15 protein-coding genes are annotated in these 13,957 nt (G+C 43.6%); 9 read left to right on the top strand and 6 right to left on the bottom strand.

Annotation, left to right across the window (positions count from 1 at the left end; genetic code table 11):
• Positions 1 to 93: 93 nt before the first annotated feature.
• Both nadC and AC2D6U_RS10580 read right to left on the bottom strand, forming a co-directional pair.
• Entirely contained in the window at positions 94 to 954 is an 861-nt protein-coding gene (gene nadC / locus AC2D6U_RS10585) for a carboxylating nicotinate-nucleotide diphosphorylase (protein WP_484720954.1), read from the bottom strand.
• Between the two features lie 34 nt (positions 955 to 988).
• Complete coding sequence (locus AC2D6U_RS10580; RefSeq protein ID WP_484720953.1) at positions 989 to 1,405, bottom strand: DUF4783 domain-containing protein; 417 nt, start codon at positions 1,403 to 1,405, stop codon at positions 989 to 991.
• A gap of 127 nt (positions 1,406 to 1,532) precedes the next feature.
• Between AC2D6U_RS10580 and gpmI the strand changes: the two genes are divergently transcribed.
• Both gpmI and AC2D6U_RS10570 read left to right on the top strand, forming a co-directional pair.
• Positions 1,533 to 3,050, top strand: a complete 1,518-nt coding sequence (gene gpmI, locus AC2D6U_RS10575) for a 2,3-bisphosphoglycerate-independent phosphoglycerate mutase (protein ID WP_484720952.1) — start codon at positions 1,533 to 1,535, stop codon at positions 3,048 to 3,050.
• The gene (locus AC2D6U_RS10570) at positions 3,047 to 3,631 is read left to right on the top strand and encodes a hypothetical protein (protein ID WP_484720951.1); all 585 of its coding nucleotides are present in this window, start codon (positions 3,047 to 3,049) and stop codon (positions 3,629 to 3,631) included. The genes gpmI and AC2D6U_RS10570 overlap by 4 nt, the downstream gene beginning before the upstream one ends.
• Here AC2D6U_RS10570 and AC2D6U_RS10565 read toward each other — a convergent pair.
• Entirely contained in the window at positions 3,628 to 4,554 is a 927-nt protein-coding gene (locus tag AC2D6U_RS10565) for a universal stress protein (protein ID WP_484720950.1), read from the bottom strand. The genes AC2D6U_RS10570 and AC2D6U_RS10565 overlap by 4 nt on opposite strands.
• 139 nt (positions 4,555 to 4,693) lie before the next feature.
• Here AC2D6U_RS10565 and AC2D6U_RS10560 point away from each other — a divergent pair, with 139 nt between their 5' ends.
• Both AC2D6U_RS10560 and AC2D6U_RS10555 read left to right on the top strand, forming a co-directional pair.
• The gene (locus AC2D6U_RS10560; RefSeq protein WP_484720949.1) at positions 4,694 to 5,029 is read left to right on the top strand and encodes a DUF6787 family protein; all 336 of its coding nucleotides are present in this window, start codon (positions 4,694 to 4,696) and stop codon (positions 5,027 to 5,029) included.
• Positions 4,992 to 5,498, top strand: a complete 507-nt coding sequence (locus AC2D6U_RS10555; RefSeq protein WP_484720948.1) for a Fur family transcriptional regulator — start codon at positions 4,992 to 4,994, stop codon at positions 5,496 to 5,498. Before AC2D6U_RS10560 ends, AC2D6U_RS10555 begins: the two co-directional genes overlap by 38 nt.
• Here AC2D6U_RS10555 and AC2D6U_RS10550 read toward each other — a convergent pair.
• The 3 genes from AC2D6U_RS10550 to AC2D6U_RS10540 form a co-directional block, all read right to left on the bottom strand.
• The gene (locus AC2D6U_RS10550) at positions 5,495 to 5,704 is read right to left on the bottom strand and encodes a hypothetical protein (RefSeq protein WP_484720947.1); all 210 of its coding nucleotides are present in this window, start codon (positions 5,702 to 5,704) and stop codon (positions 5,495 to 5,497) included. The genes AC2D6U_RS10555 and AC2D6U_RS10550 overlap by 4 nt on opposite strands.
• Before the next feature lie 37 nt (positions 5,705 to 5,741).
• The gene (locus AC2D6U_RS10545; protein ID WP_484720946.1) at positions 5,742 to 7,256 is read right to left on the bottom strand and encodes a sodium:proton antiporter; all 1,515 of its coding nucleotides are present in this window, start codon (positions 7,254 to 7,256) and stop codon (positions 5,742 to 5,744) included.
• 141 nt (positions 7,257 to 7,397) lie between these two features.
• On the bottom strand, positions 7,398 to 8,474 hold the full coding sequence (locus AC2D6U_RS10540) for an anhydro-N-acetylmuramic acid kinase (RefSeq protein WP_484720945.1): 1,077 nt from the start codon (positions 8,472 to 8,474) through the stop codon (positions 7,398 to 7,400).
• Positions 8,475 to 8,491: 17 nt separating this feature from the next.
• Here AC2D6U_RS10540 and AC2D6U_RS10535 point away from each other — a divergent pair, with 17 nt between their 5' ends.
• The 5 genes from AC2D6U_RS10535 to AC2D6U_RS10515 all read left to right on the top strand — a co-directional run bounded on the left by AC2D6U_RS10535 (position 8,492) and on the right by AC2D6U_RS10515 (position 13,908).
• Positions 8,492 to 9,202, top strand: a complete 711-nt coding sequence (locus AC2D6U_RS10535) for a type III pantothenate kinase (protein ID WP_484720944.1) — start codon at positions 8,492 to 8,494, stop codon at positions 9,200 to 9,202.
• Entirely contained in the window at positions 9,195 to 10,472 is a 1,278-nt protein-coding gene (bamG, locus tag AC2D6U_RS10530; protein WP_484720943.1) for a BamG family beta-barrel-assembly machinery protein, read from the top strand. Before AC2D6U_RS10535 ends, bamG begins: the two co-directional genes overlap by 8 nt.
• A gap of 13 nt (positions 10,473 to 10,485) precedes the next feature.
• Complete coding sequence (locus tag AC2D6U_RS10525; protein ID WP_484720942.1) at positions 10,486 to 11,820, top strand: tetratricopeptide repeat protein; 1,335 nt, start codon at positions 10,486 to 10,488, stop codon at positions 11,818 to 11,820.
• 57 nt (positions 11,821 to 11,877) lie between these two features.
• Positions 11,878 to 12,423, top strand: coding sequence for an LPS export ABC transporter periplasmic protein LptC (gene lptC, locus AC2D6U_RS10520; RefSeq protein ID WP_484720941.1), 546 nt, complete (start codon positions 11,878 to 11,880; stop codon positions 12,421 to 12,423).
• Between the two features lie 201 nt (positions 12,424 to 12,624).
• On the top strand, positions 12,625 to 13,908 hold the full coding sequence (locus AC2D6U_RS10515; protein ID WP_484720940.1) for a hemolysin family protein: 1,284 nt from the start codon (positions 12,625 to 12,627) through the stop codon (positions 13,906 to 13,908).
• The last annotated feature ends 49 nt before the right edge of the window (positions 13,909 to 13,957 follow it).

Genomic DNA, 13,957 nt, shown 5'->3' with positions numbered 1-13,957 from the left:
CTAAGCACAGTGTCTAAAAAGGAACACAAACATAATGATCAAAATGAAGGCTTCCACTATGAGTACTAAAAAATTGCGTTTGTTCTTCGCCAATTAACTTGTTGCTTTTAAACTGATGTCCAAACTTTTGATGGAATGGGTAAGTGCACCAACGGAAATATAATCTACTCCGGTTTCTGCTACTGCTTTAATGGTTTTCTCGGTAATGCCACCGGATGCCTCGGTTTCTGAACGGCCCGCGATAAACGCAACAGCTGCTCTCATTTCCTCTGGACTCATGTTGTCGAGCATGATACGGTCTACTCCACCAACCGCTATGGCTTCCCTGACCTCTTCCAAATTACGTGTTTCTACTTCGATCTTTAGGGTCAGCCCCTTTTCGCCAAGGTAACGTTTTGTCGCGCTCACCGCTGCCGTGATTCCTCCTGCAAAGTCGTTATGATTGTCTTTGAGCATGATCATGTCGTAAAGACCATAGCGATGATTGACTCCTCCACCTATGGTGACGGCCCACTTTTCTAGCATCCGAAAGGTGGGTGTGGTCTTTCGCGTATCGAGCAGCTTGGCTTTAGTGTGTTTGATCAATTGATTCAGCTGATGCGTTTGAGTAGCAATGCCGCTCATCCGTTGAATGCAATTCAAAAAAAGGCGCTCACCACTCAAAATGGCATGAACTTTTCCCTTCAATCGCATGATCACATCGCCCTTTTTTACAAAAGCGCCATCTTCAACGAGTTGCTCGATGTTCATCGCTGGATCAAGTTTTTGAAAGATGGGCTTGGCCAATTCCAGTCCAGCGATGACGCCATCTTCTTTCATGATTAGGTAAGCCTCTTGCTGCGAAGCGGCTGGAATAGCCGCTAGGGTAGAGTGATCGCCAGAGCCGAGGTCTTCTTCCAATGCACGGTCAATCAATTCATTGATCGCCTTGTCAGTAACGTAAGGAGGTCGCATGGTTCAAAAGTACAACGAAGAAGTGATTTTAAGGCTACCGTTCTTTGGTGAACTCAATTCGAAAGATCTTGTAGCTTTCTTCGAATTTTTTTGCGCGCATTACCAAGCGATAGGTGGAGGAGGTGGTCACAAAATCTCCAATAGCGTAGATCAGGTCTCTTCCACTATTTTTTCCGTCATGGACAAAATCGAAGGTTGTGGCGCTGTTGTCTTGAAAGAAATTCTTTAATACCGCTTCCGCTTGGCTTTTGCTGTATTCTTTCCGGTTGCCATCAATTTTGATCTCCACCTTGTCGAACAGGTGCTCGGCCAAGGCTCGTGAACTATTGGCGCGCACGATCTCTTCTATCTCTTGAAAGTATGCCTTGTAATTCAGTTCTTCTTGTCCGAGTGCATTCGAGAAGCTTGACAATACCAGCAGTAGGATGAATATGGTCTTTGAAGAATGCATTTGATGAAGCGTGCTAGTGGCTAAACGAAAATGGTGCCAAAATCAGCGACTTTTCGATTTGTTGAACTTCAAATTAATACAATTGCTCGGCAGGGGCAAACCATCTCATAATATTTATATTTGGGACATGAACAAAAAAGTACTTCTGATGATCCTAGATGGCTGGGGTTTAGCGAAAGACAAAACTGTTTCTGCCATCGACAAAGCCAACACACCATTTGTTGATAGTTTATACAAGCAGTATAGCCATAGCAAGTTAGAAGCTTCAGGCTTGGCTGTGGGGCTTCCTGAAGGACAAATGGGGAACTCAGAAGTAGGCCATATGAATATTGGAGCTGGCCGTGTAGTGTATCAGGACTTGGTCAAGATCAATAAAGCGGTTGAAAGCGGAGAATTGGCTCAAAACCCTACACTATTGGGAGCCTTGAATTATGCCAAATCAAATGACAAAAAGGTCCATCTCATGGGCTTGGTTTCAGACGGCGGGGTGCATTCCCATATCGACCATTTGATTGGCCTAATGAAGATCTGTCATGACCTGGAGGTGCCCAAAGCCTATGTTCATGCTTTTACCGACGGAAGAGATACAGACCCGAAAAGCGGATTGGGTTTTTTAAAAGAAGTAAAAGACCTTGAGACAAAAAGTGGTGTGCGATTAGCTTCTGTGACGGGCCGTTATTTTGCGATGGACCGTGATAAACGATGGGAGCGCGTGAAATTGGCTTATGATGCCATGGTCAATGGCAAAGGACAAGAAACAACGGATGTGCTGGCTGCAGTAGAGGCTTCGTACCAGGCAGGTGTTACGGATGAGTTCATTAAGCCCATCATTGCTACACATGAGGGAGAGCCTTTGGCCAGGATCGAATCCGATGATGTCGTGATCTGCTTTAATTTCAGAACGGACCGCGGCCGCCAGATCACACAAGTGTTAACACAAATGGATGTTCCTGAAGAGGGGATGCACAAGCTCGACCTCAATTATGTCACCATGACCAACTATGATGACACCTTTGATGACGTTCAGGTGATCTTTGATAAGGATAACTTGGAAATGACCTTGGGAGAGGTGCTGTCCATGGCTGGTAAGCAGCAAATCAGGATCGCCGAAACAGAAAAATACCCGCATGTAACGTTCTTCTTTAGTGGAGGAAGGGAAACCGTCTTTGATGGAGAGAAACGATTGCTGTGTCCATCGCCAAAGGTAGCCACGTACGATCTGCAACCGGAGATGAGTGCGCAAGACATCTGCGATGCCATTATTCCGGAATTGAGAAAGGGCGAAGTAGATTTTACTTGTCTCAATTTTGCCAATGCCGACATGGTAGGACATACCGGTGATTTTGATGCAGCAGTAAAGGCCTGTGAAACTGTAGATGCTTGTGCGAAGCAGGTGATCGATGAGGCACTTGCAAATGACTATGTAACCCTTGTGATCGCAGATCATGGCAATTCGGATATCATGATCAATCCTGATGGCTCGCCAAATACGGCACATACGACTAACCTTGTCCCCTTGATTGTAGTGGACCATACCTTGAGACCACAGCTCAAAGATGGCAAGCTAGGTGATTTGGCTCCGACTATCCTTAAATTGATGGGGATCGATAAACCAAAAGAAATGACAGGCGACGAATTGCTATGAAGAAACTGATCTCTCTTTTAGGGTTCTTGATCTTCCTTTCGGCCTGTTCCACAGAAGAGCTGGAGGAGAAGGCAAAGGTCAACGCGTATTTTGATCTTGAAGGTACCTTGGATCAAGTCCTAGAGGACCTCATTGGGCAAAAAGCAAAATTGGAAAAGAAAACGGTGATCAATGACGATTCAGAAACTGTCGTGTTGACATTAGATTCCATGGCCGCATGGAAGTTGCAACTTGAGGTTTTCTATCAATCTGACATCAACAAAGTGGGACTTCTCAACAGCTATGACATAGATACCTTGCAGGCGTTTGATGGGATTGAAAAGGTCGTGTACACCACCAATAAGAAAGATGATTTTGTGAAGTCGATGGAATGTAGTTTTCGAGATGGAAAGCTCTTCGTAGTGCGCATCATCTCTTCCGATGAAAACATGGTGTATCAAATCAACAATGAACTGACCCTACATTTCAACCACTTCAAGCGTAAACTGGCTCTCGATCACTTTTCCATTTATACGAGAAAAAAGATGATTCTCAAAAAGGATTTGGACGTTAAGGTGGAAGCAGAGGTAGTTTTACCTTAAAGTCTAAAAAGAGCCTCGAGTAAACTCACATTCTCATTACCTTTTTTAACAAGGAAAAGAGGAATGTCACTGTCTTCCATGACTAGTTTTTCAGCTACGCTACCGATCAGTAGTGCCGTAGCACCAGAACGCCCTTTTGACCCCAGAATGATCAAGTCGACATCCTTTTCTTTTGCCGTAATGTAAATTTTATCTGCTGGATGTATGTCGTCGTCCAAAGCAAAGGTGTTTTCAAAATCAACGCCATCTAGATCAAACTGCCGAAAGAATTTTTTACACTCTTTCTTGGTGTTTTCGAGCATGATCTCTGCAAACTCTTCGTATGACTTCCCTGATTTGTAATATCCTTTTGGCACTTTGTAGACATGATTGCTCAGAATTTTTGCCCCTGTACTTTTTTGGATAGAAATGGCCAGATTGAAGGCCATTTCGGCATATTTTGAGTAATCGACAGGTACTAAAATTGACTCTAATTTATCTGTTGGTTTTTCAGGGACGAATAAGACCGAGCAAGAGGAGGCTTTGGCTACTTTTTTGGAATTGAGTCCCGAACCTGATAAAACATTTTTTCGGCCCAGTACGATCAGGTCGACGCGTTTTACTTTTGCCCATTTTAATATTTCTTCTGTGACTTGACCGGCATGAGCTTCTATCTCCATGCTCAGTCCTTCAATGGGTTGGAAGCACTTGCCAACGGTTTCTTCCATTTCTTTTTCCAAGGTTTCATCAACAGGCGCTACGACATCACCATATTTCTCGATAACATCATCTGGAAGCTCAAGGGTAGAAGTTACATGAAAAAAGTAGATCGCTTCTATTTTAAAAGCATGAGCCACTTGACAGGCATAACGGACTACATGTTCGTCCATTTCGGTCAAGTCCAGACCGACGAGCATGCGTTTATAATTCTCAATCTTATTCATGGTTCTTCCTGTTGTGTTATGAAGATATCGAATTCTATGAGTTGAACCCATAGACTAATCAACTTTTTAATGAGCGGTTATTTAAGGGATTTCTTTTCAAAAGTCATTTGCTTATTACCTTTGCCGCAAAATCAGGGTATTGGAAAAACAAAAAATGCTGGATCGGTTGAAAGAAAAATGGAAGATTCAATCCAATATTGATCTCTTGGCCATTCTCATTGTATTTGCGATCAACGGATCATTTGCTGCTTGGGTAGCCAACCCGGTCACCAGCTTTATTGGCTTGGAACGAGGCGATACCAATGCATTCATTTACTGGCCGGTAAGGATCTTATTGATTTTCCCGGTCTACCAATTGACCTTACCTTTGATCGGTTGGTGCTTCGGACAATTCAAGTTTTTCTGGGCTTTTGAGAAAAAGATGATGGAAAGAATTATTGGCAGATCCGGAGGAGATCAAAAGCCTAAAAACTAAAGACAGGGCTTTTTGCCAGTTTCAAGGGCTGCCTTATATTTGGGCAGTGAATAATCACATCAAACAATTGTTGCAAGATCATGCGCTGCGGTTAACGCAAAGCAGGGCAGACGTGGTGTCCATCTTTTTGAATCACTCCGTTGCCATTGCACATGGCGATATTGAATCCGAGTTGGATGGAAAGTACGACCGGGTAACCATTTACAGAACACTCAAATCATTCTTGGATAAAGGCTTGATCCACAAAGTGCTCGACGATAGCGGGGTCATGCATTATGCCTTATGTGATGATGCCTGTACCACAACAGGACACCATCACGATCATATTCATTTCAAATGTACTTCTTGCGGTGAGACCACCTGCTTGGATCATGTACAAATTCCAGATGTTCGACTTCCGAATGGCTTTAGCTTCAACGAAGCGAATTATTTGATCAGTGGGGTTTGTAAAAAGTGTAATAAGGCTTAAGACACAAGTTCCTCTTCTGACACATCATCTGGCCAAACTACACCATCGGGCAAGTCCGGTATAATCGGCCGCTCAGGTCTTTTCATGCCACCATCATTATTGCCATTCGTGTTTCTGCGCTTACGCTTCATCAGGCGAATGCTCAAATAGGAGAGGATTCCATAGGTCAAAACCATTAGAAAAATGTCCCAGTAGAAACTCTTCATGTAGTTAATATACAAAGAATGTAGATGAATTGTTCGGCTAGATTACAAAGAAGAGCAGCCAGACCAGAATGAAAATAGGAATCAAAATGGGAATGGAATACCTTAAGATATAGCCAAAGAATGAAGGCATATGGATGCCTGTCTGCTCCGCGATCGACTTGACCATGAAGTTGGGCCCATTGCCGATATAGGTCATTGCCCCAAAGAATACTGCACCTACAGCAATAGCGGTAAGGTTGATCACAGAGTCGGTGTACGTGCCTCCCGCAGCATAGGCTTGCACGTCGGTTATGACATTGATGCTTCCTCCCTGTGAAGCCAATGCTGCAGCCAGGAAGTTCAAGTATGTCGGTGCATTATCCAGGAAGCCGGAAAGGAATCCTGTCCCCCAATAAAGAGAGTTGGCTCCGATCATTGCCGCACCCGTTTCCGATTGTGCAAACTCACTGACTAACGCCAACGCGGGCATCATGGTGCCGAAAATACCAATGAAAATGAAAGCCACTTCGCGGATGGGTTCAAAATTGAATTCATTTCCGCTCAAGGCCTTTTTATTCGCAAACCTAAATGACAAGAACCCTACGGAAAACATGATCAGCTCGCGGATAAAGGAGAACTTCATGCCATCGTATTCTATGGCAGGCACGCCATCGATCACGTTAGGGTCAATGAATACAGAAATGATAATGATCCCCAGCCATAAAAAGTTCTTGCTTCCGATCAGTGTGGTTTTGTTGGTGTATACCGGAACCTCATCAAGGTAGTCCAAGTCCTTATTGCGTTTGTCGAAGTAATAGAAAATGACAGCTAAAAGGATCAATGCAAAGGCCCACGGCAACAGATTATGCACTAGGGTCCACTCAAAAGGAACGCCTTTTAAAAAGCCTAAGAAGAGTGGGGGGTCTCCAATGGGAGTCAGCGCACCTCCAATATTACTTACCATGAAAATAAAAAAGATGATGTGGTAAGGTTGAATCCGTCCCTTATTGAGTCGAATGAAAGGTCTGATAAGCAGCATGGAGGCTCCGGTGGTTCCGATAAAGTTTGAAACTACCGCTCCGATCAGCAATAGCGTAATATTGGCCATTGGCGTTGCTTGCTTATCTACATTGATCATAATACCGCCGGAAGCGATGTACAATGAACTCAGTAATGCGATGAACTGCACATATTCGGCTAAAGCGTGCACAGGAGCATGCGTATCTTGTAATACAAAAAGGTAATAGAGAACGACAATACAGGCTAGAACAACAGCAATTAGGGGGTAGTTTTTATGCCAGAAGTGTTCATAAAATAAAGGCCCAGTGGCAATCATGCCCAATAAAAGCAAAAACGGGATGACCGTCCATCCGGGAGGTGCATGTCCGTGCTCTTCTTCATCCGCCGCTTGATCGCCATGACCGCTATCTCCATGGCCCTCATCTTCTGACGAATGATTTTCTTGCCACTCGATTTCAGGATAACCATCAGCAATTACCGACGCTTTTGCCTGTGGTAGATGGGCAAGCCAAAAGGTGGTGAGCATGAAGAGTAATGAAAAGCTGCGTCTCATGTAGTATTGAAGTGGCGCTAAAATAGATCCCTCGCTTAATTTACCAAATTGCCAATGATATCCAAGGCTGAAAATGAGGATAGCAGGCACAATGATAAGCAATCGATTGATATCAACGGCCAAGCGAGGATTAACTTTTCATTAAAAACCAACCATTTTCCCAGCACTTGAATCGCTACTTGCACCTGTAACGGAAGCCAAACAGTTCGTTTTTCCGAGCCGTTTCATGAGTCCCATAAAGGCAAAGATCAGGGCTTCTTTGTAGTCAATAAGTTCAGAAGAGGGAATGGAAAGGCTTCCATGAAATGTTCTTTTTAACGATTCAATAAAGAATGTATGGTAACTGCCTCCCCCTGTAACCAATACTTTGTCTTCCTCTTTGAGGTGTTGATTGAAGACATGGCCAATTTGTTTGGCCGCGTGTAAAACATAGGTGTGGAGGCGGTCTTCAAGTGAAATATTTTCATGATTGATCAATGAAAACCAGTTGTTCTGAAAGTCCTCAATACCCAAAGACTTTGGTATTTCTTTTTGGTAATAAGGTATGGCGTCTAGGCTACGCATCAGCGTTTCATTCAAGCAGCCGGTTCGGGCAAGTTGGCCATTCTCATCGTAGGCCTTCCCTACCTCTTTTGCCAAAGAGTTCAAGGCCTTGTTAAATGGCATCAGGTCGAAGGCTACGCGTAGTTCCTTTTGTCGAAATGACAAGTTGGCTATGCCACCAAGATTAAGGCAAGCGGCAAAATCCCCAAAGAGTAATTCATCGCCAATTGGAACAAGTGGAGCTCCTTGCCCACCCAGTTGAACATCTCTGTTCCTAAAATCATAGATCACCGGTATACCGGTTACCTTATAGATCTCATGGCCACATCCGATCTGCAACGTGATGCCTTTTTGCGGCTGATGAAAGATCGTGTGACCATGCGAGGCAATAAAATCGATCGATGCTCCACTGAAATATTCTTTGATTTGTTCCCCAATGTATCGACCAAGCTTTTTGTCCAACTGGCACAAAGCAGCGGCATCTATCTCGATGGATTGCTCCAAGGCCCTCCTTAAAGTAGGCTGATAGCCTATGCAGGTTGCCTTATCAAGAACATAGTGCCACTGACCCTGCTCTTCGATAAAGGTGGTGAGTGCCAGGTCAAGACCATCTAAAGAAGTACCTGACATGACACCAAGAACGCTAAATTTAGATGTTACCTTTGCTTTAGGCATAATGACAAAATTAAGGAATGAACTTAGCGATAGATATAGGGAATACAAGCATCAAGGCAGCAACTTTTCAAAAAGGGCAACTGGTCGAGCTCTATCGGTTGAGTGATCTATCTGCACTTGAGTCTTTGATCAAAAGCAAGACCTTTGAACGTATCTCGGTTTGTTCGGTCAAGCAAAGTAAGCAGGAATTACTGGCCAAGGTCAGCAGTCTCGCCGGAGCGCTATTCCTGAACGCCGACAGTCTGATACCCATAAAGCTGTCGTATACTACGCCGAATACCCTCGGCATGGATCGGCTTGCCGCTGCCATCGGGGCGCATGTCCTTTACCCAGATCAAAGTGCATTGATCATTGACTTGGGAACCTGCATCACTTATGACTTAGTACATGAGGCAACCTTTCAAGGAGGCATGATCTCTCCTGGCCTTCAAATGAGGTTTCGTGCCCTGAATGAATTTACGGCTAATTTACCATTGCTAACGCCTTCCGAATCAACAGAAATGATTGGCAAGTCTACGATGGAAAATATGAACAATGGTGTGTTGTTTGGCATTGTGGGGGAAATAGAGCACCATATCTCTCAATTAATGTTAAAAATTCCTGATTTAAAGGTCATTATGACAGGCGGAGATGCTCAATTATTTGAATCTAAAATAAAATCTGACATCTTTGTAGCCCCTGAAATAGTGCTGGTTGGAATGAATGGGGTATCGACATACAATGCATAACAAATTAGTCTTCATTTTTGCCCTTTTAATGGGCATTTTTATCTATAAACCATCAACTGCCCAAAATGCGCAGTCTGCCTATTCCATCTTCGGTTTGGGAGATGTGAACTGGGGAGGTTATTCTCACAATACCAGTATGGGTGGTTTCGGTGTGACGTATAATGCCCGCCATTTTTTAAACAACATCAACCCCGCACTTGGGGCTACAAATTTGGAAGCGGTCTTTCAGATCGGATCGGCCGGAGACATTCGCACGCATACAAAAGGAACGCAATCATATACCCGGGCTACAGGAGGACTAAAAGATTTCGGTGTAAACGCACCTATTGTGTTGGGTCGATGGAACATGGGCCTAAGTCTCCAGCCGTATACGAATGTAGGCTATGGTTTTACTGTTTCAGAAGCAGGCCCTGAAAATAGCACCGCAATAACGGAAGTAACCGGTGGCGGAGGGATCGATCAGGTGAGTTTGAACAACGCTGTTCGTTTTGGTAACCTGTTGCTAGGCCTACGATTGGACTACATTTTTGGGTCGATTCAAGAAGAAGATCGATTTTTTTTACAAGGATTACCTCAAACGGCGTTTAGCAATTCAGTGGTGAACGGAACGGCGACATTTAGTCAGGTAACTGGCTCACTAGGAGCTGTTTATAAAATGTTGATTGGGGAATTCAAGTACATCAACTTTGGAGGATATTACCAGCCAAGCTACAATTTAAGGCAGCGATCTTTTGTCACACTTGAAAACCAAACCAACAATGGTGGTGTTTTCAGTACAGATACCTTGCTAAACAATGTGGAGACGCAACTTGCTATACCGCAGCGCATTGGTTTAGGAGTCAGTTATGAAATTGCACGTAAGATCGCCGTTGGGATAGACTTTCATACCCAAGATTGGACGCAGTATAGAAGATCGGACGGACAACCAAACGAAAATTTAGGAGAAAGCTTCAGAATTGCCGTTGGTGGAGAATTATTACCGGATTTTCAATCTACAAGTAAAATCAAAAGAATTACTTATAGATTCGGCTTTCATTACGAACAAACGCCTTATCTGATCTCTAATTCAACTGTTGACGATATTGGCATAAGTTTTGGAGCATCTTTACCATTGAATGCCGTTTGGGGTCTGAGTCATGTCACCTTAGGAGGCACCTTAGGCCAAAGAGGCTCGATTTCTGGCGATTTGGTCAGAGAAAGATATATAAAAGTATATTTGGGATTCAGTTTACAGGATGTAACCTGGTTCTCTAGAACAAGATTTAACTAAAACTACGATAATTATGAGACTAAAAGCTCTATTCATTGTGATGATGATGGTAGTAGGATTTGGCGCTTCGGCACAATTTACTTGGCCAGAAGATCCAGAGCAGAGAAGTGACGCACAGGAGCTGTGGACCTTGTTTGATGACAGCTACAAACAAGGAAACTTTGATGCCGCTAAATCAAGACTAGAGATGCTACTTGAAAAGTATCCATCGATTAGCGAATCATTATACATCAACGCGATCAAAGTGTATAAGGAGTCTTTTAAGAATACAAAAGACGAAGCCGAGCAGATGGCCAATGCCCAAAAGGTGATGGATCTGTATGGAATGAGGTATGCACAATACCCCAATTCTAAGGCCGAGGTAATCGATAGACAAGCGAATGATGCCTTCATGTTCTATTATAAGGAATCTGACAAGACACGTTACATCCTTGACCTATTTGATGAGGCCTATGCCTTAATGGGTAATGAGGCCATTTATAGTCTTGGTCGATACAATATGAACATGGCGGTGATCGGTTATGCACGGAACATCGGCATCTCTGATGATGAGATCCTAAAAATCTATGACCGTTGTACGGAGCATATCGACTACCAGATCGCTAAGGCGAAAAGTGCTGGAAAGTCGACGAAGAGATACGACCAGATCAAAGAGTTTATTGACGAAAAATTGGCTGATCTAGGCTTGATCGACTGTGAATTTATCGTTGAGAAACTAGTACCGGAATTTGAAGCAAATCCAGCAGACGCTGAATTGGCCAATAAGATCTTCGTTTTTGCATTCGATGGAGGATGCACAGATGCCGAATGGTTTACCAAGGCGGCGGAAGTGGTATTTGACAGTAACCCGAACTATGGCGTAGGGTACATGTTAGGGACAAAGTTTGGTGCTGACAAGGAATTTGAAAAGTCTAAAGAGTATTTCATGAAGTCTATTGAATTGACAGATGATAATACAGACAAAGGAAAAGCCTTGAAGCAATTGGCAACTACCTTCAGAATTCAAGGGGAAAAAGCGGAAGCGAGAAAGTATGCGATCCAAGCTGCAGAAGTTGATCCGACCTTGAAAGAAGACATGTACATCATGATTGGTGACATGGTCTTTGGTTCATCGGAATGTGATGGACGAGTGAGTCAGGTAGATGACAGGGCGCGATTCATCGCTGCTTACGACTATTACCTAATGGCAGGAAACGGACCTGTGGCCAAATTGAAGCAAAACTCTGCCATGCAGCAGTTCCCAACAATTGGGGATATATTCACAGTGAACAAGGAAGAAGGGCAATCCATTAAAGTGGGCTGTTGGATTCAGAAAACAGTTGCGCTGAAAAAGCGTCCTACTGAGTAGGAATAAAAATAAATCCATAAAGTGGTCTTCTTCGTTATCGGAGAAGACCGTTTTTTTATGAACAGAGCACTACTAAATATTGGGCTTTTCCTGACCTTGGTTTTTTCCTCAGCATGTAGCACTGAAGAAACCAAGCTGGCGGAAATGGAAGAATACCAAGGTCCGGCTTTTGAATCAACCGGTGTTGAAGTGTTGATGAGTGACTCGACTATCCTGAAGGTACGATTGACCGGCGCTCGACAGATCCAACATCAAAATGGAGATTTGGAATTTCCAGAAGGGATCAAGGTGATCTTTTACAGTAAGTTGGGGATTGCCATTTCAGAGATCACCGCGCGCGAAGGATTCAAAGCAGCGGAAGATAACATCTATCGTGCGAGAGGCGATGTGCTGGTCCGCGACCTTGTGGAAAACAAGAACCTAAGCTCTGAGGAGTTATTTTGGGACCCGGAAAAACAACTGATCTATACAGATAAGTTTGTTACGATTGAAACCCCGGAGGAGTTGGTCTTAGCCGAAGGTCTAAAGGCGCCTCAAGATTTTTCCACCTACGAATTGATCAACCCACGGGATAGTGAAATCATAATTAGAGAAAATGAATAATTTAGGAGACACCATACTTTTTTCATTATGCGTCGTCTTTTTTGTTGTCGGCGTTCACTTGACCATGACTTGGGGAATCACTTATTCCTATTTCTTTTTCATGGTATCGCTGAGTATGTTATTTTTAGTAAGGTATAGACGCGCCAAAAGAAAAGAGGCCGAGCAACAAGCAAAACCAAAAGCCCGCAAGCGAAAACGTTAATGGACCCATACAATCTGAGCATTATACTCGTTACACTAGGCTTTTCAGCTTTTTTTTCAGGTACAGAGATCGCTTTCATCTCTGCCAATAAACTTCAAGTAGAACTAGAAAACCAACAAGGGAAGCTGGGAGGACGAATCATGTCTTTCTTTACCCAAAAGCCTTCTCGACTCATCAATACAGCATTGGTGGGAAACACCATTGCTCTCGTGATCTACGGTATTTACATGGCTTTTTTCTTGGAACCCCTGATCGCGGCTAAATTGCCGGAAGCCATCAATAGCGGAACTTCGGTAGTGCTCTTGCAGACGGTGATCTCTACGATCATTGTGTTGATCACGGCGGAGTTTACACCAAAGAGCATCTTCCTCATCAACCCGAACAACTTGCTCAATTTCTTGTCCATTCCGATCATGGTGGTTTTTGTGGTGATGTTTCCATTGGTGTGGCTAATCGAGCAGATGTCCAAATTCATCATCATCTTCGTACTTCGTCAACCCTACTCAGAAGACAAGCAGGTCTTCGGACTTACCGATCTTGGCAACTACATCAACAGAAATGATGAGGCCAATGTGAAAGAAGCCAAGGTAGAACTCGATACAAAGATCTTTAACAATGCCTTAGAATTTAAAACCATCAAAGTTCGCGAGTGCATGATTCCAAGAACAGAGATTTCGGCTGTTGACATAGAAGACTCTATCGAAGAATTGAAAGAAGAAGTGATCGAGAGTGGTCACTCCAAGGTCTTGGTTTACCGGGAAACCATCGATGACGTGATCGGTTTTTGTCATATTCAGGACCTTTTTAAAAAACCGGAACAGATTTCAGACCTCCTGAAGCCCATCATTATTGTACCCGAGACTGTTTTGGCCAATGAGTTGTTGATTCAGTTCATTCAGGAGCGAAAGAGTTTGGCCTTGGTTGTCGATGAGTTTGGGGGCACCAGTGGTATCGTCAGCATGGAAGATGTGATCGAGGAGATCTTTGGTGAGATCCAGGACGAGCACGACGATGACGAGGATTGGGTGGAGCAAAAAATAGATGAGCACAATTACATATTAAGTGCACGGCATGAGATCGACTACCTGAACGACACCTATGGCTGGCAAATTCCTGAAGGCGAATACGATACCTTAGGCGGGTTCATTTTGTCTATAACGGAGGATATTCCAGAAGTTCATGAAGTGGTAGAGTCACCTCCCTATAGCATGAAAATTATGACAATGGAAGACACCAAGATCGACAATGTCATGTTCACCATTGCACAAAGGCAAGAAGACTGATTTTAAGGCAGTTTTGTCTCATTTTTCCTTTGATTTTAGTGGATAATTA

This window comes from Roseivirga sp. YIW32 (genome assembly GCF_057219245.1).
The sequence above is the reverse complement of the archived record's forward strand: the minus strand, read 5'-3'. Positions and strand labels throughout refer to the sequence as shown.

What these genes read in the sequence shown, in the direction of transcription:
- nadC (WP_484720954.1), bottom strand. Translation starts at nt 954, where the DNA reads ATGCGACCTCCTTACGTTACTGACAAGGCGATCAATGAATTGATTGAC.
- AC2D6U_RS10580 (WP_484720953.1), bottom strand. Translation starts at nt 1,405, where the DNA reads ATGCATTCTTCAAAGACCATATTCATCCTACTGCTGGTATTGTCAAGC.
- gpmI (WP_484720952.1), top strand. Translation starts at nt 1,533, where the DNA reads ATGAACAAAAAAGTACTTCTGATGATCCTAGATGGCTGGGGTTTAGCG.
- AC2D6U_RS10570 (WP_484720951.1), top strand. Translation starts at nt 3,047, where the DNA reads ATGAAGAAACTGATCTCTCTTTTAGGGTTCTTGATCTTCCTTTCGGCC.
- AC2D6U_RS10565 (WP_484720950.1), bottom strand. Translation starts at nt 4,554, where the DNA reads ATGAATAAGATTGAGAATTATAAACGCATGCTCGTCGGTCTGGACTTG.
- AC2D6U_RS10550 (WP_484720947.1), bottom strand. Translation starts at nt 5,704, where the DNA reads ATGAAGAGTTTCTACTGGGACATTTTTCTAATGGTTTTGACCTATGGA.
- AC2D6U_RS10545 (WP_484720946.1), bottom strand. Translation starts at nt 7,256, where the DNA reads ATGAGACGCAGCTTTTCATTACTCTTCATGCTCACCACCTTTTGGCTT.
- AC2D6U_RS10540 (WP_484720945.1), bottom strand. Translation starts at nt 8,474, where the DNA reads ATGCCTAAAGCAAAGGTAACATCTAAATTTAGCGTTCTTGGTGTCATG.
- AC2D6U_RS10535 (WP_484720944.1), top strand. Translation starts at nt 8,492, where the DNA reads ATGAACTTAGCGATAGATATAGGGAATACAAGCATCAAGGCAGCAACT.
- bamG (WP_484720943.1), top strand. Translation starts at nt 9,195, where the DNA reads ATGCATAACAAATTAGTCTTCATTTTTGCCCTTTTAATGGGCATTTTT.
- AC2D6U_RS10525 (WP_484720942.1), top strand. Translation starts at nt 10,486, where the DNA reads ATGAGACTAAAAGCTCTATTCATTGTGATGATGATGGTAGTAGGATTT.
- lptC (WP_484720941.1), top strand. Translation starts at nt 11,878, where the DNA reads ATGAACAGAGCACTACTAAATATTGGGCTTTTCCTGACCTTGGTTTTT.
- AC2D6U_RS10515 (WP_484720940.1), top strand. Translation starts at nt 12,625, where the DNA reads ATGGACCCATACAATCTGAGCATTATACTCGTTACACTAGGCTTTTCA.